The organism is Bacillus sp. FSL K6-2861 (assembly GCF_038630725.1).
In the GTDB taxonomy this organism is placed as follows: domain Bacteria; phylum Bacillota; class Bacilli; order Bacillales; family Bacillaceae; genus Bacillus; species Bacillus velezensis.
In genome coordinates this window covers 3,349,784-3,371,972 of sequence record NZ_CP152037.1, presented here as the reverse complement: position 1 = coordinate 3,371,972, position 22,189 = coordinate 3,349,784, and the positions used below count along the sequence as shown (strand labels likewise).

24 protein-coding genes and 1 riboswitch are annotated in these 22,189 nt (G+C 45.7%); of the genes, 15 read left to right on the top strand and 9 right to left on the bottom strand.

Going from position 1 to position 22,189, the window contains the following annotated elements; translation table 11 throughout:
• Window positions 1–13: 13 nt before the first annotated feature.
• Complete coding sequence (locus NYE62_RS16805; protein ID WP_174747297.1) at window positions 14–853, bottom strand: oxidoreductase; 840 nt, start codon at window positions 851–853, stop codon at window positions 14–16.
• A 132-nt stretch (window positions 854–985) separates the two neighbouring features.
• On the opposite strand from NYE62_RS16805, the gene NYE62_RS16800 reads away from it, so the two are divergent.
• From NYE62_RS16800 to NYE62_RS16785, 4 genes are all read left to right on the top strand, one after another.
• A complete protein-coding gene (locus NYE62_RS16800; RefSeq protein ID WP_144664281.1) occupies window positions 986–2,767 on the top strand; it encodes a M3 family oligoendopeptidase in 1,782 nt (593 codons plus the stop codon).
• 118 nt (window positions 2,768–2,885) lie between these two features.
• The gene (locus NYE62_RS16795) at window positions 2,886–3,323 is read left to right on the top strand and encodes a YusW family protein (protein ID WP_025285240.1); all 438 of its coding nucleotides are present in this window, start codon (window positions 2,886–2,888) and stop codon (window positions 3,321–3,323) included.
• A gap of 155 nt (window positions 3,324–3,478) precedes the next feature.
• A complete protein-coding gene (locus NYE62_RS16790) occupies window positions 3,479–4,303 on the top strand; it encodes an ABC transporter ATP-binding protein (protein ID WP_012118397.1) in 825 nt (274 codons plus the stop codon).
• A 24-nt stretch (window positions 4,304–4,327) separates the two neighbouring features.
• The gene (locus NYE62_RS16785) at window positions 4,328–4,573 is read left to right on the top strand and encodes a YusU family protein (protein WP_003151822.1); all 246 of its coding nucleotides are present in this window, start codon (window positions 4,328–4,330) and stop codon (window positions 4,571–4,573) included.
• Between the two features lie 192 nt (window positions 4,574–4,765).
• Here the strand turns inward: NYE62_RS16785 and NYE62_RS16780 are convergent, their stop codons facing one another.
• Together NYE62_RS16780 and NYE62_RS16775 are read right to left on the bottom strand one after the other, a co-directional pair.
• Window positions 4,766–5,806, bottom strand: coding sequence for a 2-dehydropantoate 2-reductase (locus NYE62_RS16780; protein WP_014418834.1), 1,041 nt, complete (start codon window positions 5,804–5,806; stop codon window positions 4,766–4,768).
• Window positions 5,807–5,819: 13 nt separating this feature from the next.
• Window positions 5,820–6,566 carry an acetoacetate decarboxylase gene (locus tag NYE62_RS16775; RefSeq protein ID WP_342497068.1) on the bottom strand — a complete coding sequence of 249 codons (747 nt, stop codon included), beginning with the start codon at window positions 6,564–6,566 and terminating at the stop codon, window positions 5,820–5,822.
• Between the two features lie 120 nt (window positions 6,567–6,686).
• On the opposite strand from NYE62_RS16775, the gene NYE62_RS16770 reads away from it, so the two are divergent.
• Entirely contained in the window at window positions 6,687–7,574 is an 888-nt protein-coding gene (locus NYE62_RS16770) for a LysR family transcriptional regulator (RefSeq protein ID WP_031378373.1), read from the top strand.
• A gap of 113 nt (window positions 7,575–7,687) precedes the next feature.
• Here NYE62_RS16770 and NYE62_RS16765 read toward each other — a convergent pair whose 3' ends face one another.
• The 5 genes from NYE62_RS16765 to NYE62_RS16745 form a co-directional block, all read right to left on the bottom strand.
• The gene (locus NYE62_RS16765; RefSeq protein WP_033574876.1) at window positions 7,688–9,283 is read right to left on the bottom strand and encodes an MDR family MFS transporter; all 1,596 of its coding nucleotides are present in this window, start codon (window positions 9,281–9,283) and stop codon (window positions 7,688–7,690) included.
• Window positions 9,284–9,303: 20 nt separating this feature from the next.
• Window positions 9,304–9,765, bottom strand: a complete 462-nt coding sequence (locus tag NYE62_RS16760) for a MarR family transcriptional regulator (RefSeq protein WP_003151828.1) — start codon at window positions 9,763–9,765, stop codon at window positions 9,304–9,306.
• A gap of 138 nt (window positions 9,766–9,903) precedes the next feature.
• Entirely contained in the window at window positions 9,904–10,236 is a 333-nt protein-coding gene (locus tag NYE62_RS16755; protein ID WP_007613617.1) for a spore coat protein, read from the bottom strand.
• An 11-nt stretch (window positions 10,237–10,247) separates the two neighbouring features.
• Window positions 10,248–10,505 (bottom strand): hypothetical protein, encoded by a 258-nt coding sequence (locus tag NYE62_RS16750; protein WP_015418171.1) that lies wholly within the window; start codon window positions 10,503–10,505, stop codon window positions 10,248–10,250.
• Between the two features lie 195 nt (window positions 10,506–10,700).
• Window positions 10,701–12,326 (bottom strand): MDR family MFS transporter, encoded by a 1,626-nt coding sequence (locus NYE62_RS16745; RefSeq protein WP_251257629.1) that lies wholly within the window; start codon window positions 12,324–12,326, stop codon window positions 10,701–10,703.
• Between the two features lie 556 nt (window positions 12,327–12,882).
• On the opposite strand from NYE62_RS16745, the gene NYE62_RS16740 reads away from it, so the two are divergent.
• Entirely contained in the window at window positions 12,883–13,791 is a 909-nt protein-coding gene (locus NYE62_RS16740) for a proline dehydrogenase family protein (protein WP_144664277.1), read from the top strand.
• A 29-nt stretch (window positions 13,792–13,820) separates the two neighbouring features.
• Here NYE62_RS16740 and NYE62_RS16735 read toward each other — a convergent pair whose 3' ends face one another.
• Window positions 13,821–13,961 carry a YuzL family protein gene (locus tag NYE62_RS16735; RefSeq protein ID WP_003151836.1) on the bottom strand — a complete coding sequence of 47 codons (141 nt, stop codon included), beginning with the start codon at window positions 13,959–13,961 and terminating at the stop codon, window positions 13,821–13,823.
• Window positions 13,962–14,151: 190 nt separating this feature from the next.
• On the opposite strand from NYE62_RS16735, the gene NYE62_RS16730 reads away from it, so the two are divergent.
• The 9 genes from NYE62_RS16730 to NYE62_RS16690 all read left to right on the top strand — a co-directional run bounded on the left by NYE62_RS16730 (window position 14,152) and on the right by NYE62_RS16690 (window position 21,919).
• A complete protein-coding gene (locus tag NYE62_RS16730; protein ID WP_144664275.1) occupies window positions 14,152–16,521 on the top strand; it encodes a 3-hydroxyacyl-CoA dehydrogenase/enoyl-CoA hydratase family protein in 2,370 nt (789 codons plus the stop codon).
• A 10-nt stretch (window positions 16,522–16,531) separates the two neighbouring features.
• Complete coding sequence (locus tag NYE62_RS16725) at window positions 16,532–17,707, top strand: acetyl-CoA C-acetyltransferase (protein ID WP_003151841.1); 1,176 nt, start codon at window positions 16,532–16,534, stop codon at window positions 17,705–17,707.
• A gap of 18 nt (window positions 17,708–17,725) precedes the next feature.
• Window positions 17,726–19,510: an acyl-CoA dehydrogenase family protein gene (locus NYE62_RS16720; protein WP_033574880.1), complete on the top strand. Its 1,785-nt coding sequence runs from the start codon at window positions 17,726–17,728 to the stop codon at window positions 19,508–19,510.
• Window positions 19,511–19,623: 113 nt separating this feature from the next.
• Window positions 19,624–19,980 (top strand): arsenate reductase family protein, encoded by a 357-nt coding sequence (locus NYE62_RS16715; protein WP_003151843.1) that lies wholly within the window; start codon window positions 19,624–19,626, stop codon window positions 19,978–19,980.
• A 59-nt stretch (window positions 19,981–20,039) separates the two neighbouring features.
• Entirely contained in the window at window positions 20,040–20,423 is a 384-nt protein-coding gene (gene gcvH, locus NYE62_RS16710; RefSeq protein ID WP_003151844.1) for a glycine cleavage system protein GcvH, read from the top strand.
• Window positions 20,424–20,477: 54 nt separating this feature from the next.
• Window positions 20,478–20,714: a YusG family protein gene (locus NYE62_RS16705; RefSeq protein WP_033574881.1), complete on the top strand. Its 237-nt coding sequence runs from the start codon at window positions 20,478–20,480 to the stop codon at window positions 20,712–20,714.
• Window positions 20,715–20,783: 69 nt separating this feature from the next.
• Window positions 20,784–21,149 (top strand): toprim domain-containing protein, encoded by a 366-nt coding sequence (locus NYE62_RS16700; protein WP_033574882.1) that lies wholly within the window; start codon window positions 20,784–20,786, stop codon window positions 21,147–21,149.
• A gap of 2 nt (window positions 21,150–21,151) precedes the next feature.
• Entirely contained in the window at window positions 21,152–21,472 is a 321-nt protein-coding gene (locus NYE62_RS16695) for a thioredoxin family protein (RefSeq protein ID WP_003151847.1), read from the top strand.
• 96 nt (window positions 21,473–21,568) lie between these two features.
• A complete protein-coding gene (locus NYE62_RS16690) occupies window positions 21,569–21,919 on the top strand; it encodes an SCP2 sterol-binding domain-containing protein (RefSeq protein ID WP_007410085.1) in 351 nt (116 codons plus the stop codon).
• A gap of 110 nt (window positions 21,920–22,029) precedes the next feature.
• Window positions 22,030–22,136, top strand: a riboswitch (SAM riboswitch).
• Window positions 22,137–22,189 lie beyond the last annotated feature (53 nt).

The window sequence follows — 22,189 nt, the reverse complement described above, 5'->3', positions numbered from 1 at the left end:
TTATAATTTAGGTTCAAGTGAACAGCTTTTTCTTTATAATCGATTCCCAGGCGGACCACGGAAAGAGTGAGCGGAAAGCCAATGTCAGCTTAACGCCCCTGCCGATCGGATACCGCAGTTTCTTCAGCCGTTTCCTTTGTGCCAATTGATAAATCAGCTCCGCTACGTCATCAGGATCGCCGCTTTTGGATGCGTTGGCTTTGAAGTAAGCTTCGATTTGCTGATAATAGCGGTAATAAGGCGAATCTTTGCCGGGTGCCGTAAGATGATTGGAGAGAGACGTTTCCCATATAGATGTTTTGTAGGAGCCCGGTTCTATTAAAGCGGCATCAATTCCTAACGGCAGCAGTTCGAGGCGCAGGCTCTCTGTAAACCCTTCAACCGCGAATTTGGAAGAGACATACGGAGATAGAGCCGGGAAACCGGTCAGTCCGCTGATACTGCTGATATTGAAGATTTTCCCGCCATGTTTTCGCATATAAGGCAGCACGGTTTTTGTGACGTGAATCAGACCGAATACATTTGATTCATACTGCTGTCTGTAATGTTCCATCAGCACATCGTCAATAAACCCCCCGTACGCAGTGCCGGCGTTATTGACGAGCAGGTCAATCGGTCCGAAACCGCTGATGGTGTTCCCGAAGTCAGACACCGACTGCTCATTTGTCACATCTAAAGAAACGACCGTAACATGTTCGGATGCACCCGCTTGAGCGGCGGCCTCTTTCAGTATTTCAGCTTTCTCCGGCTGTCTGGCTGTTGCGATGACGTGATAAGACCGGGCGAGCTTCAGCGCTGTCAGCAGCCCGAATCCGCTCGTCGCGCCGGTTACAATGGCAATTTTTCTGTTCATCTTATAATCCTCCCCGTTTGTTCTTATCTCATAGTGTATAACATCTCGCGGAAAGAAGGAGAAATCGTTCGGAAATATGTCAGAATTGTTTTATAATGGAGTCAGCTTCGGATAGAAAGGGGTAAAGAAAAGATGGCATTAGAGGGATTGAAGGAAACATGGGATTTAAACTCCATTTTTGAGGGCGGGAGCCGGTCGGAAGAGTTTCAGCAATACATACAAGAGCTCAAAAAGCATCTAAGCGCTTTTCAACATGCGGTTGAAGCGTTTACAGCTCCGACGCATGCGGATGAAAGCCGGGAGCTGATCAATCTGATTGATAGGTTTGAACGGTCAGCGATCATGATCAGGCAAGCGGGAGCGTTCGTCGGCTGTCTTCAGGCTCAGAACACTCATGATCAGAAAGCGAATGAATGGAGGGCGCGGATCAATCAGCTGAGCAGTGATTTTAAATCCGCTCTGGTCACCCTTGACGATACACTTGCCCGGATTGACGAGCCGGTCTGGGAGGAGCTGCTGCAAAAACCGGAACTTCAGGATCTCACATATGTTTTAAATGAAAGAAGAGACCGGGTCAAAGAGAAGCTCAGCGCTTCAGAAGAAAGGCTGATTGAAGGCCTGGCCGTTGACGGCTATCACGCATGGGGCGACCTGTATAATGCGGCTGTCGGCAGAATGAAGATTCCGTTTGAGGATAAAGAGCTGTCGGTCGGCCAAGCGGAAAATATGATGGCGCACCCGGACCGCCGCATCAGGCGTCAAGTGTTTAAAGAGCTTAATGAAGCGTGGAAAGGAGAAGAGGAGCTTTTCGGCAGCACGCTGAACCATCTGGCCGGCTTCCGCACGGAAATCTATAAAGCGCGGGGCTGGAAAAGCGCTTTGGAAGAGCCGCTTGCGATCAACCGGATGAAAAAAGAAACGCTGGATGTCATGTGGCAGGTCATTACCGATCATAAAAAGCCTTTTGCCGAATACCTGAATCGAAAGGCGTCTCTTTTAGGGCTTGAGCGGCTGAACTGGTATGATGTGGACGCGCCGATCGGCGAGGCTCCGAAAGAATACACATTTGATGAAGCGGCCAATCTGATCGTCAGCCAATTTTCGACGTTTGGCAAAAAGCTGTCCGCATTTACGGAAAAAGCATTCCGTGATCGGTGGATAGAAGCGGAAGACCGCAGCGGCAAACGGGTCGGCGGTTTCTGCACCAGCTTTCCCGACAGCGGAGAATCCCGGATTTTTATGACGTTTTCCGGAAGCGCTTCGAATGTATCGACGCTGGCGCATGAGCTCGGTCACGCGTTCCATCAGGAGGCCATGCTTCAAGTGCGGCAGCTGAACAGAGCCTACGCTATGAATGTGGCTGAAACAGCCTCGACCTTTGCGGAAATGATCGTCGCCGACGCCGCTTTGAAACAAGCGGAGACAAAGGATGAAAAGGTGTTCTTGCTTGAAGATAAAATTCAAAGAAGCGTAGCCATGTTTATGAATATTCATGCGAGATTTTTATTTGAAACGCGTTTTTATGAAGAGCGCAAGCAGGGCGTCGTTCCGGCTGAGAAACTGAATGAACTGATGGAAGCGGCGCAGAAAGAAGCATTTTGCGATTCATTAGGGGAATACCACCCTCATTTCTGGGCGTCAAAACTGCATTTTCATATTACGGGAGTGCCGTTTTACAACTTTCCGTATACGTTCGGTTATTTATTTTCGCTTGGAATATATGCAAGAGCTCTTCGGGAAAAAGCGGATTTTGAAGAAAAATATATCGCGCTTTTGTGTGACACGGCTTCGATGACTGTTGAGGATTTGGCGATGAAGCACCTTGGAGCGGATCTGACGGAACGGTCGTTTTGGGAAGACGCGGTCCGCCTAGCCGTACAGGATGTGCAGGAATTTTTAGAGCTGACTGAATGATAATCTTGAGATGAACCGGCCGGAGTGTTACCGCTCCGGTTCTTTTTTGTTTAATGAATGACAGCCGCCTCCCTTGGAAATACCTAAAAACGATCGGAATGGAATGGGAGTGAATCGCATGAAATGGATCAGAACGGCGGGCGTTTTATGTCTTACACTGATGCTGATTGCCGGCTGCCGATTGAATGAAGAAAAACGGGAAGCGGAACAAGACAGCACACCCGTGTCATCCGCGAAGCCGGTTCCTTACAGCAGCTTTTCGCTTCGCGTCAGCTACGGAGCCGGAGAGCATAACCGCTATGAAGGTTTGTATGAAAGTAAAGGCGGTCATGAAAAGGCTGACATCCGGGACAAGCTCTCAGGGGTTCACAGAGAGGGCGAGGAAGCGCTTGATGAAATGAAGATGATCCTTGGAGAACTTGCCGTAAACAGCCGGATGCAGGAAAGCGAGGTCGTCCGGCAGGTGCTCTCGGCTTTTAATTTGGACAGCCGCTATGACCATTTTTATTTGAAACTGAAAAAGAACGACGGAGAAATGACGGAAATAAAAAAATAACTGCCGCCCGCTGCTTTTTTGCCCAAAACTAATTGATAATGATATTCAGAGTCATTAATTTCTGTTACAATATAATCATGATCTCACGTTGAATGTTTAGGCAATTTGTTTATATACATAGTGTTGGGAAACTCAAAAAAGGAGCGGTTAGCGGTATGAGTGCAATTTCTACAGAGACGCTGAGCTTAGGGTACGGAGAAACTGTTATCATTGACGAATTGGATGTCGCGATTCCAAAAGGCGAAATCACTGTATTGATCGGAAGCAACGGCTGCGGAAAATCGACGCTTTTACGTTCATTGGCCCGGCTGATGAAACCGAGGGGCGGTTCTGTGCTTTTAGAAGGAAAAGCCATCGCTAAGCTTCCGACGAAGGAAGTGGCAAGAGAGCTCGCTATATTGCCGCAGAGTCCGTCAGCTCCCGAAGGCCTGACGGTGCATCAGCTTGTGAAGCAGGGAAGATACCCTTATCAAAGCTGGCTGAAGCAATGGTCCAAAGAGGACGAAGACGCAGTGGCAAAAGCGCTTAAAGCGACGAAGCTTGAGGAAATGGCCGACCGTCCGGTGGATTCCTTGTCAGGCGGACAGCGCCAGCGCGCATGGATTGCGATGACACTCGCTCAGGATACGGATATCATTCTGCTTGACGAGCCGACAACCTATCTCGACATGACGCATCAAATTGAAATTCTTGATTTGCTGTTTGAATTAAATGAAAAAGAAAAACGCACAATCGTCATGGTGCTGCACGACCTCAATCTGGCATGCCGTTATGCCCATTATCTGGTCGCCATTAAGGATAAACAGATTTACGCAGAGGGCCGTCCCGAAGAAGTCATCACTTGCGAGCTTGTACAGCAGGTCTTTGCGATGAACTGCCAGGTAACCCAAGATCCGCTGTTCGGCACGCCGCTTTGCATTCCGCACGGACGCGGCAGATGTATCGTGCAGGAAGCGGCCCTCACTGCCCGATTGTCATAATCATAAAAAAGGGAAGGGAACGGTATGGAAGAGAAACTGCAGCAACAGCTGGACGGCCTGCTTGAGAAATACACGGAACTATTGCTTGGCGAAACAAACCCGGATGTAAAGGAAGAAGTCAGGCAGTGGATTTTGTATACACATATCGCAAAAAGCATGCCTCCGCTCGTCAAACATTGGAATCAATCCTACCCGGACGCCAAAGAGGGCATCAAAGCTGCGATACAGCATATTAAACAGCTCAATGAAGCACACAGAAAAAAACAATAAAAAAGCTTTCGGCATCAAAGAGAGGTGCCGGAAGCTTTTTTTGCTGAAAAGGAATCAATAAAGGCGCCGTTCAATTCATAGCGAAGAACTTTAATGTAACTGACGCACCCGTTTGTTAACGTATATTTCTTCCGCTTGCTGAACCAAGAAAAAAGGACCGCCGTAGCAATCCCTTTCTCTCTTTCCTATATATCACATTTCCTTTCGGATACGTAATAACTCTTCAAATGCTTTTATATTTGTATCAAAATTGGGCACTGTTTGAGATTCTTCGGCACATTTGACTTGTGCTACAACCAAATCATGAAAAGGTGTTGAAATGCCAGTACCTTCTGCCATTTTGGGAATAACTCCATTAATATAATCAATTTCTGTTTTGCGTTTTTTCTCAAGATCCTGAAGCATACTTGCTCTTAGCAGCCTAGATGGTTCCATGGCTGACCTAAATGTTTGGATACGTTCAGGAATGTCATTTTCACTTCTTAATTCCAAAGATTCTAAATCAAGGCCGCCCATTTTCGCAAATTTGACACCATTGGCGTGTCCAACCTTAATCGTCTCATCTGCGATATGGACTGCACTAACAATGCCGATTTCATGGTCAAGAATGTCTCCGTATTCTCCGTTTAATGCAGCCGATAAACCACTGAATGCATTATTGATAAGTAATTTTGACCACTTCGTTCCAACTAAATTATCGGAAATATGTGTTCCGCCGATAAGGTCTAAAACCGATTTAATACGCTGGATTCTTTCTGTTGTTTCACCATGTAATTCTCCAATTTGAAAAGCGTACTCTTTAAATTGAGTATACTCAGTTGTAAGTCTGGATACGCCCGGTTCAATAAATGTAGCACCAAATTCAACAGAACCTGCAATAACACGTTCATCACCAACGATCGAAGCAACTTTCTGTTCAGGTATACCGTTTTGCAAGGAACATACTACACTGTCATCCTTTAAAAAAGGCAGTAACTCTTTAAGGATGGAGTCATTATATAATTGTTTCGTCAGGAGTAATATGAAATCATACTTGCCTGACTTGTTTTCAGGGGTGATGGCTTTCACCTTTGCTTGAAATTCCGTTGTACCAACTACTTTAGCACCTATTTGATTTAGAGTATCTACATGTTCTTTGTACGAATCAATCAATTCGACATCCATTCCGCCAGCAGACAGATATGCTCCAACTATGGTTCCTAAAGAACCTGCTCCTAAAACTGCAATTCTCATTGTAAACGTCTCCTTATTTTTCCTCTAAGTAGTTATAAACTGGCTGTGCTGCATTTAAGGTTAAATCTGTAAGGATATGAGATGCTGAAACGACTTCTAATACAGGCAAATCTGCAAGCGGTGCCAGAGCATGTTCAAATAATTGAAGCCGCGCCGGTCCAGTCCAGGCACCTTTAACTTCTATATTCGTTATTTGCGTCCGCACCAAATCACAAACCCTTAAATCACCATTGTAATCAGTAGCAATCTTAACCATAAAAGTAGGTCGGCAAATTTCCCTTTTCGCTTTTTCCTTATCCATTTCGAAATGTTTATATCCCATAGTCGCAGTTGCCACACGAAGACTGCCATAATCTAATGTGCCAACAAGAGTATCAGAGTCTATATACAGCTTAGGGGCACCCAATTTCTTTGGATATGCAGTAAGTTCCCGTCCGCTTGCAATAGCCGGGAAATTGTCAACATACATAGAATGTACATAATCTCCTTCTTCACCATTAAAGCTGACAGGGATGACTTGTCCAGCCTCTGTATAGGCACCAAGTCCGGAAACATCGGGCATCCACATGACTTCGAATTTCACTAAAGGTTCAGTAATTTCAAGAGGTTCCGGCACTGCTGCACGTAAAGCTTTTTCATCCGTTCGGTAAATAATATTTAAATATTCACGGTTAACAAATTTATAATTTGGGATAGGATAAGCAGGGGCTGTTAGTGGCGTATTTAAATTTTTTGCTATATCTTTCACATCAATTTTCATTGAATGACACCCTTTCCTTTTCTTTAACTATGCTATTATCTTACATTCGCATTTACATTTAATCCAATACATAATAAGGTATATATATATTTATTGAAATAAATGAGGGGGTGCAGACAGATGGAATTGCTGCAGCTAAAATACTTTCAGACAGTTGCCTATACTGAACATATATCTAAAGCAGCAGAACAATTAAAGATTGCCCAGCCTTCTTTAAGTCTCACTATAAAAAGACTTGAGAATGAACTGGGAACAACCTTGTTTGAGAGAAAAGGCAGAAATATTAAGCTGAGTTCAGCAGGGAAAATTCTTTTAAAACATGTAAACAGGATTTTTACTGAGATTGAAAATGCACAAACGGAAATTCAATTGGAGGAACATCAAATTTCTGACACCATCAGAATATCTATTTCCAATCCAAGATTCCTTGCAGGACTGATGAGTGAATATATCAACCGCTCCCCTCAATCAAAAATTCTCCAAGCAATCGGAGTTAAAAGCGAGATCATAACAAGTTTAAAAAAAGGGGACATTGATTTAGGAATAACAGGTCATCCGATTCAAGATGAAGAGATAGAGAGTTGGGTGCTGGTAAATGAAGATATTGTTCTGGCTTTGCCCTCAAACCACCGATTTACGGGTAAAACAGAAATTTCTTTACGCCTTGTCGCCGATGAACCATTTATTACCCTTGCTAATAATGAAGAGTATAGCGGTTTTACAGCCTCGCTTTGTGAGAAAGCCGGTTTCACCCCAAATATTGCATTTGAGGCAGATTCTCATTTACTGGTCGAGATTATAAAGCTGGATCAAGGTGTGGCGTTGCTTCCTATTTCAGTTTGCAGAACATTGGGGCTGAATTTTATAAAAGTGACTGATCACTCTGCTTCATATCCAGTCGGCTTATCTTGGATGAGACATAAGCTGTTGTCTTCTTCGGTAAGAAATTTTCGTGACTTTATTATGTCGTACTATAAAGATAACTATGAAATGTTTAAGGTTTATTGAAGGATTTCATCATTACTTTTTTGAGTTTTTTCCCCCATTTCCAATGAGGCGGAAGACTGGTCATTCCCAGATGATATAAAAAAATCCCGCGGCATCCGCGGGATTTTTCTTTGTTAAACGGCTTTCGCCTTTTCTTCTTGTTTGTCTGTCTTTTTGTTTGTCAGTTTAATTGATTTAACAAACAGCGTGAGGATCAATCCGGCAGCGATAAAGGCCAGGCCTGTGAAAAACACGCTGTGAAGCGAATCCATCAGTGACGTTTTCAAAACCGGCACGATATGGGAAGAAAATGCGGCCGGAATCTGCTTAATCGATTCCTGGCTGAACAGGGATTGAAGCAGCCCTTCAGGATTCTTGTCAATCATACCTTTAAACTGGGCGGCAAAGGCACTTGCCTGTTTCGGGAGTGAGTCTAAGTAAGGCACCAGTCTGTCGGTTAAAAGGCTTCCTGATCTGGCATTCATGACAGCGCCGAGCACCGTAATACCGAACGTTCCCCCGATCATCCGGAAAAATTGGCTTGAAGAGGTCACAACACCCAGCTCTTCTTTTGAAAACGTTTCTTGCAGAGCGAGTGTGAGAAGCGGCATGACGAGCCCCATTCCCAGACCGATCACGGCCATATAGCATGTAGCCGCGAGCTTGCTTGTATCCAGCTGTAAGGTCGTTAATAAGAAGAAGCCGACGGCCATGATCAGCATGCCGATCATGATTTGCGGTTTAATACCGATCTTATAAACCAACTGGCCTCCGATAATACTTGTGATAATCATAGATACCATCATCGGTGTCATAATCGTGCCGGACGCGGTGGCGCTGACTCCGATAATTCCCTGCATAAAGAAAGGAACGAACGTAACGGCGCCGAACATGCCGATACTCATGAAAAAGCCGATCAGATTCAGTACGGTAAACGTTCTGTTTTTAAACAGGTACATTGGCAGAATCGGTTCTTTTGCTTTGATTTCAGCGAAAATGAATCCGACAATCCCGGCAAGTGCAAGCGCAAAGAGACCGAGAATCTGCCAAGAGCCCCATGCGTAATCCTTTCCTCCGAAGCTGAGCGCGAGGAGGAGGCTGACGATTCCGACGATCATTGTGAAAATGCCGGCGATGTCAAAGTTAATCGGCCCGGTCTGTTTTCTGCCTTGTAGTCCTCTTGCGATAAAGATCACGGCTAAAATTCCGACAGGCAGGTTGATATAGAAAACCCATTTCCAATTTAATGAGTCAACAATCCAGCCCCCGATTTGCGGACCGATCACGGAAGCAAGCCCGTAAATCGCCCCGAAAAGCCCTTGGAACTTGGCACGCTGTTTCCCTGTGAACAAATCCCCGATGACGATCATAGCCATCGGCATCATGACACCGCCGCCGATTCCCTGAAGTCCGCGGAAAATAATCAGTTCCGTCATGTTGCTGGCCATTCCGCACAGTGCGGAAGCTCCCATAAAAATCAATAAACCTGATACATAGACGACGCGGCGCCCCAATAAATCTGCAAGTTTCCCCGCAATCGGAACGATCGTCGTCGAAGTTAAAAGATATGCCGTGGTCAGCCACGTCATCATGCTTAATCCCCCGAGGTCACCCACGATTTTAGGAATCGCCGTTCCTACGATGGTGCCGTCAAGGGCTGAGAAAAACATGGCGATGATTAAGCCGGTTATTAATAATGTGCGTTTTGGATCTTTCTTTTCAATGCTCATGTTTCGGCAGCTCCTCTTTTCTATTCGTTTTCTTTTTGATCAGCCGCGTATTTCTCGGCGGCTTCCGCTACTTTGCGGATGATGTTCACGGACTGAATCAGTTCATCGTCAGTCAGAACGGATAGGTTTCGCGCCAGTATCGCTTTCCGTCCTTCAACAACATCTTCGAATTTTGTTTCGCCTTTTTTGGTGAGGCTGATGTCGATGACGCGTCTGTCCTGCTGGTTATGTTTGCGGACGATAAGTCCTTTTTGTTCGAGGCGGTCGGCCATCAGCGTCACTGCGCTCGGCTTTACCTCCATGCGTTCCGCAATTTCGGAAACTTTGCAGCTCCCGTGTTTTTTCAGGCTGGCTAAAACAAATAATTGGGCAGGCGTCACCTCGTGTTTTGCCATGCTTTCCACCATTTCAGGCTGTATGTTTTGCAGCAGCGTCTGAAGAGATTTCTGGATGTCAGACACATATTGATCCGCGTTTTTCATAACTCCTCCTCATCTTGTTCCTTGAGAAAATAATTAACATTAGTTAAATATAAATAAGGATTAATGACAAGTCAATCTTTTTGTGCAAAAATAAAAAAAGGATTGATGCTTGTCGAAAACATCAAATCCTTCTTCGTTTTACTGCTGGTAGGGAGACTGCTGCTGAATGGTCTGCTGGAACTTCTGATACGATTGCTGAAGCTTTTGGGTATCGGCTGCTTCAATGGAATACCAGCCATTTTGAAACATCACATCGTATAATCTTCTTTGCGCTTTTTGTGACTCATCGAAAATCGCCTGAATATCTTGATAAAGAGACTCGTGGCTGAACTCGTGCAGGGCTGTGCAATATGAAGCCGTGATGTATTTTTCCGTCGTCAGCAGCTCATTCACCAAGTCTCTGTCATTCATTTGCGCCGTATTGGGCACGGGCGTTTGCGGATTCGTGATTTTTTGGTTTTGCTGTTCCATGTATTGTCCTCCTATTGCATATAGCCTGTTGTTGTCTGTCCGCCTTGATCGGGGTTCAAGCGGCCTAATATGTGCTGATAATGCTTCTGATGCATCCGGCCGATCTGATCAAGCTCTTGTTTTAACGTCTGATTCTGGCAATGTTCCGCCATAAAATGCGCTTTTTTCATGGCAAGCAGATTCCAGTTCAGCATGTCCTCAAGATACAAATGGTCTTTCGTTGAGATGACGGCAGGCGGCAAGTTTCCGTGCTGCTCTTGGTTGTTCATATAAACGCCTCCTTCAATTCTGTTCTTTTTAGCTTTCTCTGCGATCGGGATTTCATACAGATAAATTAAAATAACCACGATTTGCAGGAGAGACATCAATATTTACAATAAAAAAAGACACTATCAGAAGAATAAATCTTCGGATAATGCCTGTTCATGTTAACAGTTCAATATATGCGAAAGTCAGCAGCGGCACTAGGATTGGACTTCAGCTGCCGGTTTATTGTCTAGATCAGTGCCGGCTTTTCTTTCAGTTATTTTTATTTTTGGTAAAAGAAAAGCAGAAAGTACTCCGGCAATTAATAGTATAAGCCCTGCGAAAAATACACTGCGAAGGGAGTCCATTAATGCTGTCTTCATTATCGGTATGATGTGCTTTGCTATAGAATGCGGAAATTGTTCGAATGAATCAGAACTGAATAGCCTCTGTAGCAGGACTTGAGGATTGCTGCTGATCAAGTCTTTGAGATGAGCTGCCAATGCGTTTTCTTGTTTTGGGAAATTGTCTAAAAAAGGAACTAATTTATCGGTTAATATATTTCCTGACTTGGCATTCATCACTGCTCCCAGAATCGTAATTCCAAACGTACCTCCGATAGAGCGGAAAAATTGGCTTGACGAAGTAACCACGCCGAGCGTTTCTTTAGAGAAACTCTCTTGAAGTGCCAGAGTAATAATGGGCATAACAAGGCCCATACCGAAGCCGATGATAGCTACATAAGTAGTTGCAGTTAATTTGCTGGTGTCAGCTTCTAATGTGGATAATAAAAAATAGGCAAATGATATGATTGCCATCCCTGTGATAATCTGCGCTTTAATGCCAATTTTAAAGACCAGCTGCCCGCCTATAATACTGGAGATAATCATTGCAACCATCATCGGCATCATGATTGTCCCGGACTCAGATGCACTCATGCCGATTATTCCTTGCATGAAGAAAGGGACGAAGGTGATTGCTGCAAACATCCCAATACTCATAAAGAACCCTATCAAATTTAGGAAGATAAAAGTTCTGCTTTTTAGAAGATGCATAGGCAGAATTGGTTCTTCAGCTTTTTTTTCTGCAAATACAAAACTAATAATACTTATAGTGGCCAAAGCTAACAGACAAAATGTCTGCCATGATAACCAGTCAAATTCTTTTCCGCCGAAACTGAGTGTAAGCAGCAAACAGACTACACCCGTAATCATTGTAAACATCCCGATGAAATCAAAATGAATCGGACCCGTGTATTTTCTGGCCTGCAATCCCATCGCAATAAAGAACACAGCTACCATTCCCACGGGTAAATTGATAAAAAATACCCAATGCCAGCTGAAAGAATCTACAATCCATCCCCCAATTTGCGGTCCGATTACAGAAGCAAGAGCGTAAATACCGCCAAATACGCCTTGAAATCTGGCACGCTGTTTGCCTGTGAATAAATCTCCAATGACAATCATAGCCATCGGCATCATAATGCCTCCGCCAAGACCTTGTAAACCTCGAAACACAATTAATTCTTTCATATTATCAGCCAGGCCGCACAGTGAAGAGCCAATCATGAATATAATCAGCCCGGCCACATATACTGCCCGGCGCCCTAATAGATCTGCAAGTTTTCCAGCGATCGGAACGATGGAGGTAGATGTTAATAGGTAGGCCGTAGTCAGCCAAGTCATCATGCTCAGGCCGCCGAGATCTCCTACAATCTTAGGCATAACCGTTCCTACGATTGTTCCGTCCAGAGCAGAAAAAAACATGGCTATAATAAGTCCAATTAATAAAAGTGTACGTTTAGATTTTCCTGTTGAATCCACTTGAAGGTTCCCTCTTTTCATATGTTTCGAGCATAGTGATTCTTCAAAATAAGGTGAATGGATAACTCAGGCAGGTCCCTTCTTTAAATTCCGTTAGGGAAGGGAAGCCATCTTTAAAGATGAAGGATCGTAAAGCTATTAGAAAGAAATAATAATGCTTTGGAGGTATGTTTGTGAGGCAAAGATAAATTCAGCAGAATTATCATTTTGAAATTCTGCTTTTCCTTCTTAATAGATACGTTCAATAAACTGAATTATCAATTTTAAATATAAGCCATTGTAAATTATAAATCAATTATCTTTTAAGGAATATTTTCAAATTATAAGGGGATAAAGAAATATAAATTAAAAGTTTTAGCTCGAAAACTCAATTGGAGAAGTAGTGATTTTTATTGACTCTTTTTGTGACTCATTAAAACCGTTTGAATATCTTGATAATATAATACATTGCTTTGACATCAGAGTCTGTATGGATATATGAACTGATATCTTGGCAATTTGCATAGCTTTTGTGTTTTAGCTTTCTCTGCGATCGGGATTTCATACACGAATAAAAGAAAAAGGAGGGAGTTCATCCTTGCTGCGGAGCATATGTTTATTTTTGTCGAAAAATAAAATGCTTACAAAATTCGCCCAGGCTTACGGAATCCGCTTCGGTGCGGGAAGGTTCGTTGCAGGGGAAACACTCACGGAAGCTGTGAAAACGGTAAAGCGGCTGAACCAAAAAGGGCTGTCGGCTTCGATTGATTATCTAGGTGAATATGCGGGTTCAGAGAAGGATGCGAAAAGGACGGCGGAAGAATGTAAAAAAGCAATCAGGGCGATTGCCGAGAATCAACTGGATTGTGAGCTGTCGCTGAAATTAACATCCATCGGTCTGGATATTTCCGAGAAACTTGCGGAACAGCATGTCAGAGACATATTGACGGAGGCAAAAGAACGCGGCGTGCCTGTAACGATTGATATGGAGGACTATTCAAGATGCGGCCGTACGCTTGAGCTGTATAAGCGGTGCAAGCCGGATTTCCCGATGCTCGGCACCGTCATTCAGGCTTATTTGTACCGCGCAGCTGAAGATATCAGCGGTCTGATGCCATACAAGCCGCGGCTCAGGCTTGTAAAAGGCGCTTATAAAGAATCGGCGGCCGTTGCATTCCCTGATAAAAAAGCAACCGATCTTCATTTTCAGCAGCTGATTAAGCTGCAGCTTTTGAGCGGCCATGAAACGGCGGTGGCGACACATGATGATGACATCATTTCTTATACGAAAACACTCATCAGCGAACATCAGATTCCCCGGGAGCAGTTTGAATTCCAAATGCTGTACGGCATCAGAACGGAGCGCCAGAAGGAGCTTGCCGAAGAAGGATACAGGATGAGGGTGTATGTCCCGTACGGAACCGATTGGTACGGGTACCTGATGAGAAGAATTGCCGAGCGCCCGGCAAATGCGGCATTTGTGCTGAAAGGGATCTTCAAAAAATAACGGCTGCTCCAAAAAGCAGCCGCAGCATGTTATTCCATGTTGTCTTTTTTATATTGCTGATTTTGGCTCGTCCGTTTGCCGCCGCCGTATTTTTGTTTCGGTCCCGCATTTCCTTTCATGCTGGCCGCGCTCACTGCGGCAGAAGACGGATCTTTTCTCCCTCGCACCATTCCCTTCACCTCCGGGTTTAAGTTTCCCGCCCGCGCCATGGAACATGCGGAAGCAGAAAAATTTAAAAAAATTCCATATTTGCTATTGAAGTCATCCTGAAAATCTTTTAAGATGAAAGAAGAAAAGGGTTTCATTTTTTTTGCCGAAAAAATGAATGACTATTCATTCAAAGTTCAAGGGGGATGACTCATGCACAAGTTTATAAAGAAAGCAGCCGTTCTCGGATCAGGCGTTATGGGGTCCGGAATTGCCGCGCACTTGGCTAACATCGGAATTCCCGTCCTGCTGCTTGATATTGTGCCAAACGAGCTGACAAAGGATGAGATGAAAAAAGGGCTGACATTAGAAAGCCCGGAGGTCCGCAGCAGACTGAGCCGATCGGCCATGCAAAAGCTGCTGAAGCAAAAACCGGCGCCGCTGACTTCGGCTGCCAATCTCGACTATATAACGGCGGGGAATTTGGAAGATGACGCAGCTCAATTGAAGGATGCTGATTGGATTATTGAAGTCGTCGTCGAAAATCTTGACGTAAAAAAACAGATTTTCTCACTCGTTGATGAATACCGGAAACCGGGAAGCATCGTGTCGAGCAATACGTCCGGTATCTCCGTCACAAAAATGGCGGAAGGCCGATCTGCCGATTTTAAAGCTCATTTCTTAGGAACCCATTTCTTTAATCCGGCCCGCTACTTAAAGCTTCTGGAAATCATTCCGATTCAGGAAACAGATCCTGACGTGCTGGAGTTTATGACTTCATTTGCAGAAAACACGCTTGGTAAAGGTGTCGTCATCGCAAAAGACACGCCTAATTTTATCGCCAACCGCATCGGTACGTACGGCCTGCTGGTCACGGTAAGAGAAATGCTTTCTTCCGGCTGCAGCATCGGCGAGGTGGACACGGTGACCGGGCCTTTGATCGGCAGACCGAAAAGCGCGACCTTCAGAACCCTTGACGTTGTGGGGCTTGATACGTTCGCCCATGTGGCAAAAAATGTGTATGATAAAGCCGACGGCGCTGAAAAAGACATGTTTAAGCTTCCTGAATTTATGAATGACATGCTGAAAAACAATTGGCTGGGCAGCAAATCAGGCCAAGGTTTTTACAAAAAAGAAGGTAAAACAATATATGAACTCGATCCGCTGACCATGACATACGGTGAGCGCTCGAAAATGAAGACGCCCGCTTTAGAAGCCGCCAAACAGGCAAAGGGTGCCAAAGGCAAAATGAAAGCGCTTATATACTCCGATGACCGCGCCGGACGCCTGCTTTGGAATATCACATCGCAAACACTCTTATACTCAGCCCGGCTTTTAGGGGAGATCGCTGATGATATCAAAGCAATTGACGACGCCATGAAATGGGGCTTCGGATGGGAGCTCGGCCCGTTTGAGATGTGGGATGCCATCGGCGTCAGAAAATCAGCGGAGCGGCTCGAAGAAGAAGGCGCAGCACTCCCCGGCTGGGTGAAAGAAATGCTTGATCAGGGCCATGAAACATTTTATATGAAGGAAAACGGAACACCATTTTACTATTCAGACGGCCAATACAGGGCTGTGAAAGAAAATCCGAAACTGATCAGCCTGCAAACGTTAAAAGAAACAAAAGGCGTGATCACTAAAAACAGCGGAGCAAGTCTTATTGATCTCGGCGATGATGTCGCGCTGCTGGAATTTCATACGAAAAGCAACGCGATCGGCTTAGACATTATTCAGATGATTGACAATGCGCTTGAGGAAACGGAGCGGAATTATAAAGGTCTTGTCATCGGTAACCAAGGCAGACATTTCTGCGCGGGGGCAAACCTTGCGATGATTTTGATGGAAGCTCAGGATGATAACTTCATGGAAGTCGATTTTGTCATCCGCCGTTTTCAGCAGACGATGCTGAACATCAAATACAGCGCTAAACCCGTTGTAGCGGCGCCATTTGGGATGACACTCGGCGGCGGCACGGAAGTCTGTCTCCCGGCGGCACGCGTTCAGGCGGCGAGCGAATCGTATATGGGTCTCGTTGAAACCGGCGTCGGCCTTATTCCGGGCGGCGGAGGAAACAAAGAGCTGTACATGAATTATTTGGATGGCGGAAGTGAACTGATGGACGCGGCCATCAAAACCTTTGAAACAATCGCGCTTGCCAAAGTGTCCGGTTCGGCACACGAAGCCCGTGATATGCAGATTTTGTCCGCGGCTGACCGCGTCAGCATGAATCAGGATCACCTGCTGCACGATGCGAAACAGCTGGCTGCTTCCTTATATGACAGCGGATACCGCCCGCCTGCCCGCAAAAAAGTAAAAGTCACCGGGGAAACCGGATGTGCGGCGTTACTGCTCGGAGCGGACCAAATGAGACGGTCGGGTTATTTATCCGATCACGATATGAAGATTGCAAAGAAGCTGGCCCATGTCATTGCCGGCGGAAGAGTCCCGTTCGGCACGGAGGTTTCAGAAGAATATTTACTCGAGATTGAAAGAGAAGCCTTTTTAAGCCTCGCTGGCGAGGCGAAATCTCAAGCGAGAATGCAGCATATGCTCGTCAAAGGCAAACCTTTACGGAACTAGGAGGGTGTTTATGAGAGAAGCAGTCATTGTGGCCGGTGCGAGAACCCCGGTCGGTAAAGCGAAAAAAGGATCGCTTGCAGCCGTTCGTCCTGATGATTTAGGCGCGCTTTGTGTAAAAGAAACGCTGAAACGGGCAGGCGGGTATGAAGGAAATATCGATGACTTAATTATAGGCTGTGCAACACCTGAAGCCGAACAAGGATTAAATATGGCGCGGAATATCGGTGCGCTGGCGGGGCTTCCTCATACGGTGCCGGCCATTACGGTGAACCGCTACTGCTCTTCCGGACTCCAATCCATCGCTTACGGTGCTGAAAAAATCATGATCGGCGCGGGCGACACCGTCATTGCGGGCGGTGCGGAATCCATGTCGCAAGTTCCGATGATGGGGCATGTGACCCGCCCGAATATCGCTTTGGCGGAGCATGCGCCTGAGTATTACATGAGCATGGGGCACACAGCGGAGCAGGTCGCCGAAACGTACGGCGTATCCAGAGAAGACCAGGATGCATTTGCCGTCCGCAGCCATCAGAATGCCGCAAAAGCCCTTAAAGAAGGCAAATTCAATGACGAAATCGTGCCGGTTGAAGTATCGCTGACAGAAGTCGGTGATGACCATAAGCCGCGGAAAAAACAATTTACCTTTTCTCAAGATGAAGGTGTTCGTCCCGGCACATCGGCTGACGTCTTGGCGAAGCTCCGTCCGGCTTTTTCTAAAACGGGAACCGTGACGGCCGGGAACTCTTCACAAACAAGTGACGGCGCGGCGGCTGTCATGCTGATGGATCGCGAAAAAGCATCGTCGCTCGGATTGGCGCCGCTTGTCAAATTCCGTTCCTTTGCCGTAGGCGGCGTTCCGCCTGAGGTAATGGGAATCGGTCCGATTGAAGCCATTCCGCGGGCGCTCAAGCTTGCCGGACTCGAATTACAGGATATCGGGCTTTTTGAATTGAATGAGGCCTTTGCTTCACAGGCCATTCAAGTCATCAGATCGCTTGGAATAGATGAAGAAAAGGTGAACGTCAACGGAGGCGCCATTGCGCTCGGACATCCGCTCGGATGCACGGGAACGAAGCTGACCCTGTCACTCATTCATGAAATGAAACGGAGAAACGAGCAATTCGGCGTGGTGACGATGTGCATCGGAGGCGGCATGGGCGCTGCCGGCGTATTTGAACTCATTTAAAAAAAGGGGGAAATGAATATGAAACAGGAAACGGTCAACGTCAAAAAAGGCGGCAGCTTTCTGATTGAAGAGACGGGATATGATCAAATATTCACTCCGGAGGACTTTACAGACGAACATAAAATGATCGGCAAAACGACAGAAGACTATGTCGTAAACGATGTGCTTCCTTATATCGATGAAATTGAAAACCATCAGTTTGAGCATTCGGTCAGACTGCTGAAAAAAGCCGGAGACTTGGGCCTCCTCGGAGCAGACGTGCCTGAAGAGTACGGCGGTATCGGCCTGGATAAAATCAGTTCAGCCTTCATTACGGAAAAGTTTTCACGTGCCGGCAGCTTTTCGCTGTCTTACGGCGCTCACGTCGGTATCGGCTCATTGCCGATCGTGTTCTTCGGAACGGAAGAACAGAAAAAAACCTATTTGCCGGACTTGGCTTCAGGACAAAGAATCGCGGCATACGCCTTAACTGAGCCCGGTTCAGGTTCAGATGCCCTCGGCGCGAAAACCACGGCTGTTTTGAATGAAGCGGGCACACACTATATTCTTAACGGAGAAAAGCAATGGATTACAAACTCCGCCTTTGCAGATGTCTTTGTCGTCTACGCTAAAGTGGACGGAGATAAGTTTTCCGCATTTATCGTAGAAAAGAACTATCCGGGCGTGTCAACGGGACCGGAAGAGAAAAAAATGGGGATTAAAGGCTCATCGACAAGAACGCTGATTTTAGATCAGGCGGAAGTCCCGAAAGAAAACCTTCTTGGCGAAATCGGAAAAGGCCATGTCATCGCCTTTAATATTCTGAATATCGGGCGCTACAAGCTTGCCGTCGGCACAATCGGCGCTTCAAAACGGGTGATTGAGCTGTCTGCCGCTTATGCGAACCAGCGCCGGCAATTTAAAACACCGATCTCAAGATTCACGCTCACTCAGGAAAAGCTTGCGACGATGTCAGCTCGGCTTTACGCCATGGAGAGCTCTGTATACAGAACAGTGGGCTTATTCGAAGATAATATGAGCAGACTGACGGAAGAGGAGCAAAAAGACGGACGCGAAGTCGCGAAGTCAATCGCCGAGTACGCGATTGAATGCTCGCTCAACAAAATGTGCGGCTCTGAAACGCTTGATTATATTGCCGACGAAGGCGTTCAAATTCACGGCGGTTACGGATTTATGCAGGAATATGAAGTGGAGCGCGCCTATCGCGACTCAAGAATCAACAGAATTTTTGAAGGCACAAATGAAATCAACCGCCTGATCGTAACGAGCACGTTCCTGAAAAAAGCCGTAAAAGGTCAGCTGCCGCTCTTTGAAAAAGCAAAAGCGCTCCAAGAAGAACTCATGATGCTGATGCCTGAAGAGCCGGGCTCAGAACCTCTTGAACAGGAAAAATACATTGTCAGACAGGCGAAAAAGATCGCCCTCTTGACAGCGGGTCTCGCGGCGCAGAAATACGGCAAAGAGATCGAAGGCGAGCAGGAAATCATGGTGAACATTGCCGATATCGTCAGCGCGCTGTACGCTTTGGAATCTGCCGTCCTCAGAACGGAAAAAGCAATTGCGGCGGACGGTGCCGAAAAAGCCGCGCAGAAGCTGTTATATACGGAAATCTTTGCCCAGGAAGCCCTTCAGAACATTGAAGCGCACGCCAAAGAATCACTGATCGCCATGGAGGAAGGAGATTCCCTCCGCATGATGCTTTCCGTGCTGCGCAAACTGACGCGCCTGACGCCGAAAAACCTCATTCAGAAAAAACGTGAAGCGGCAGCCGCCGTCTTCCGTGAAGAAAAATATACGGTCTGATCACATGCTGAAAGCGCTCCTTCATCAGGGGCGCTTTTTCATGAAGCAACGTTATAGGTTTTTACAAGTGATTGTGTTAAAATAACGACGATCATTTACAAGGGGTGAAGAAGATGTCGTTAAATTTTTACTGGTACCCTAAATGCGGAACGTGCCGTAATGCGAAAAAATGGCTGGAAGACCGCGGTAAGGAAATAAACGAAATACATATCGCGGAGGAAACTCCGTCGAAAGAAGAAATTAAAGACCTCTATGAAAAGAGCGGTCTTGAGCTCAAAAAGTTTTTCAACACGAGCGGAATGAAATACCGCGAACTGAACTTAAAGGAAAAACTGTACCATATGTCAGAGGATGAACAGCTCGAACTTTTGGCATCAGACGGTATGCTCCTGAAACGCCCGATTACGACAGACGGCGAAAAAGTCACTGTCGGCTTTAAAGAAGACCAATTCGAAAAATATTGGATGTAATGCCAGGTTCAAAGAATTATGGTATCTTCTTATTATAAGAAAAAAATGGAGGGATTTAGATGAGCACACCGAAAGATATGCGTTATTCCAAAGAGCACGAATGGGTCAAAGTTGAGGACGGAAAAGCCCGGATCGGGATTACACATTTCGCGCAAGCCGAACTTGGCGATATCGTATTTGTCGAGCTTCCGGAAGTCGGCGCCGAAATTAAAGCGGACGAGCCATTCGGCAGCGTGGAATCCGTCAAAACCGTTTCCGAACTGTACGCACCGATTAACGGAACGGTGACGGAAGTGAACGAAGACCTTGATGACAGTCCTGAATTCGTAAACGAGTCTCCGTATGAAAAAGCGTGGATGATCGTCGTGGAACCGGCTGATGCTGAAGAAATCGAAAACCTCATGACTTCCGAGCAATATGACGAAATGACACAGGAAGACTGATCGGATAGCAAAGGGGCCATTTGGACATTCTATCTGTAACGGGAGGTGTCTAAAATGGCTTTTGATAAACAAAAGGTCGATGTGACGGAGAACGTTACGGGCCGCTTTCAAAACGGCCGGTTTTCCTTGTTTTATGAAAATGAAGCCATCGGCGAGATGACAGGCATGGACCAGTACGAGCTCAAACAGGGCTTTTCATTTGAAAATCAAAAATTTTATAAAACAGCCGATGTCATAAACGGCAGCGATCCGAAATATGTCGATTGCGATTATGAGAATGGCTGGTGTTAACAGTTGGCGGTGAATTTCACTGCCTTCTTTTTCAATCTGACGCTAAAACAATCGGCAGGTGACGCGCTTATGTACAACGGAGATGAAAAGGTCATTATCGTAGAAGGAAAATCTGATAAAATCAAAGTCAGGGAAGTGCTCATCGAACCCGCGGAAATCGTCTGTACAAACGGGACAATCGGCCAAACCGAACTGGAAGATTTGGCGGACCGCCTGTTTGACAGAGACGTCTATATTTTAACGGACGAAGATGACTCCGGAGAAAAATTAAGAAAACAGCTGAAACGGGAGCTTCCCGAAGCGCGCCACATTTATATAGACAGAACATACAGGCAAGTCGAGTCGTGCCCGGGCCATCATCTCGCATCTGTGCTGATCAGAGCCGGCTTTGATGCTGACACTGTATTTTTGAAAAAGAACGACCTGAGGTGGTAATCATGAAAGAACTCCAAGAAAATGAACTCGAATCGATTCAGGATGACGTTTATCTCCTGTATTTGTACACCCCGTTTTGCGGCACATGCCAGCTGGCGTCCAAAATGCTTACTGTCGTCGAAGAAATGCTGCCCGGCGCCGCCTTCTATAAAAACAACGTGAATTATTCCCCCGCATTCGCCAAAGCCTATCAGATTGAAAGCGTTCCGTGCTTTTTGCTGTTTAAAGGCGGAGAGCTTGTTGAGAAAGGATACGCCTTCCGCTCCGTTTCCTATTTATATGAGCTGATTAAACAAAAAACATCGCAAACGTTCCCGATGTGACAATATTTACAGGAAAATGTCGTGCGGTTTATAAAGGGTTCTGTCCGTTAAAAAGAGAAAGTGTATGTATGGCCATTAAAACGGGAGGTTATACGAGTGGAGAAAATAGAAGTTTCAGAGAATGACGGACAGCATCTGTTTTTGAAACCGCTATTAAACGCCTCAACGCTGCTGATTACATTCCAAGGAGAAACAGAAGCCTTAACGGTCTCAATTAACGGACAGGGAGAAATGAGAAAAACGTCGGTTTCCAAGGAAAAATCTAATTTGACCTTTTACGGAAACCAGACGGAAATCATCCATCTCCTGCATGGTGATGTCTCTTTGCAAAAGCTTATCCAAAGCGGAAAACTCAAAGTGAAAGGATCATTCAGAGCTCTGCTGAAGCTGGAGGCCATCCTCTGGCTGACAAACGGATTTTTTCAGGCGATCAGTAAACGGCCGTAACTGCCAATCTACTATGTGACAATAGCTTCCAATATTTATTTTATTGACTTTTTATCATTCGCCGTGCTATTCTACAGTAAGAATTTCCGGACGAAAATACGATATGTTTTCTCTTATCAAGAGAGGTGGAGGGAAGTGCCCTATGAAGCCCGGCAACCATCAACAATGTTGAAATGGTGCCAATTCACTCGAAGCGGTCTGCTTTGAAAGATGAGAGAAAGGCCTTTTTCAATAAGCCTTTCTGCTCATTTTTGCAGAAAGGCTTTTCTT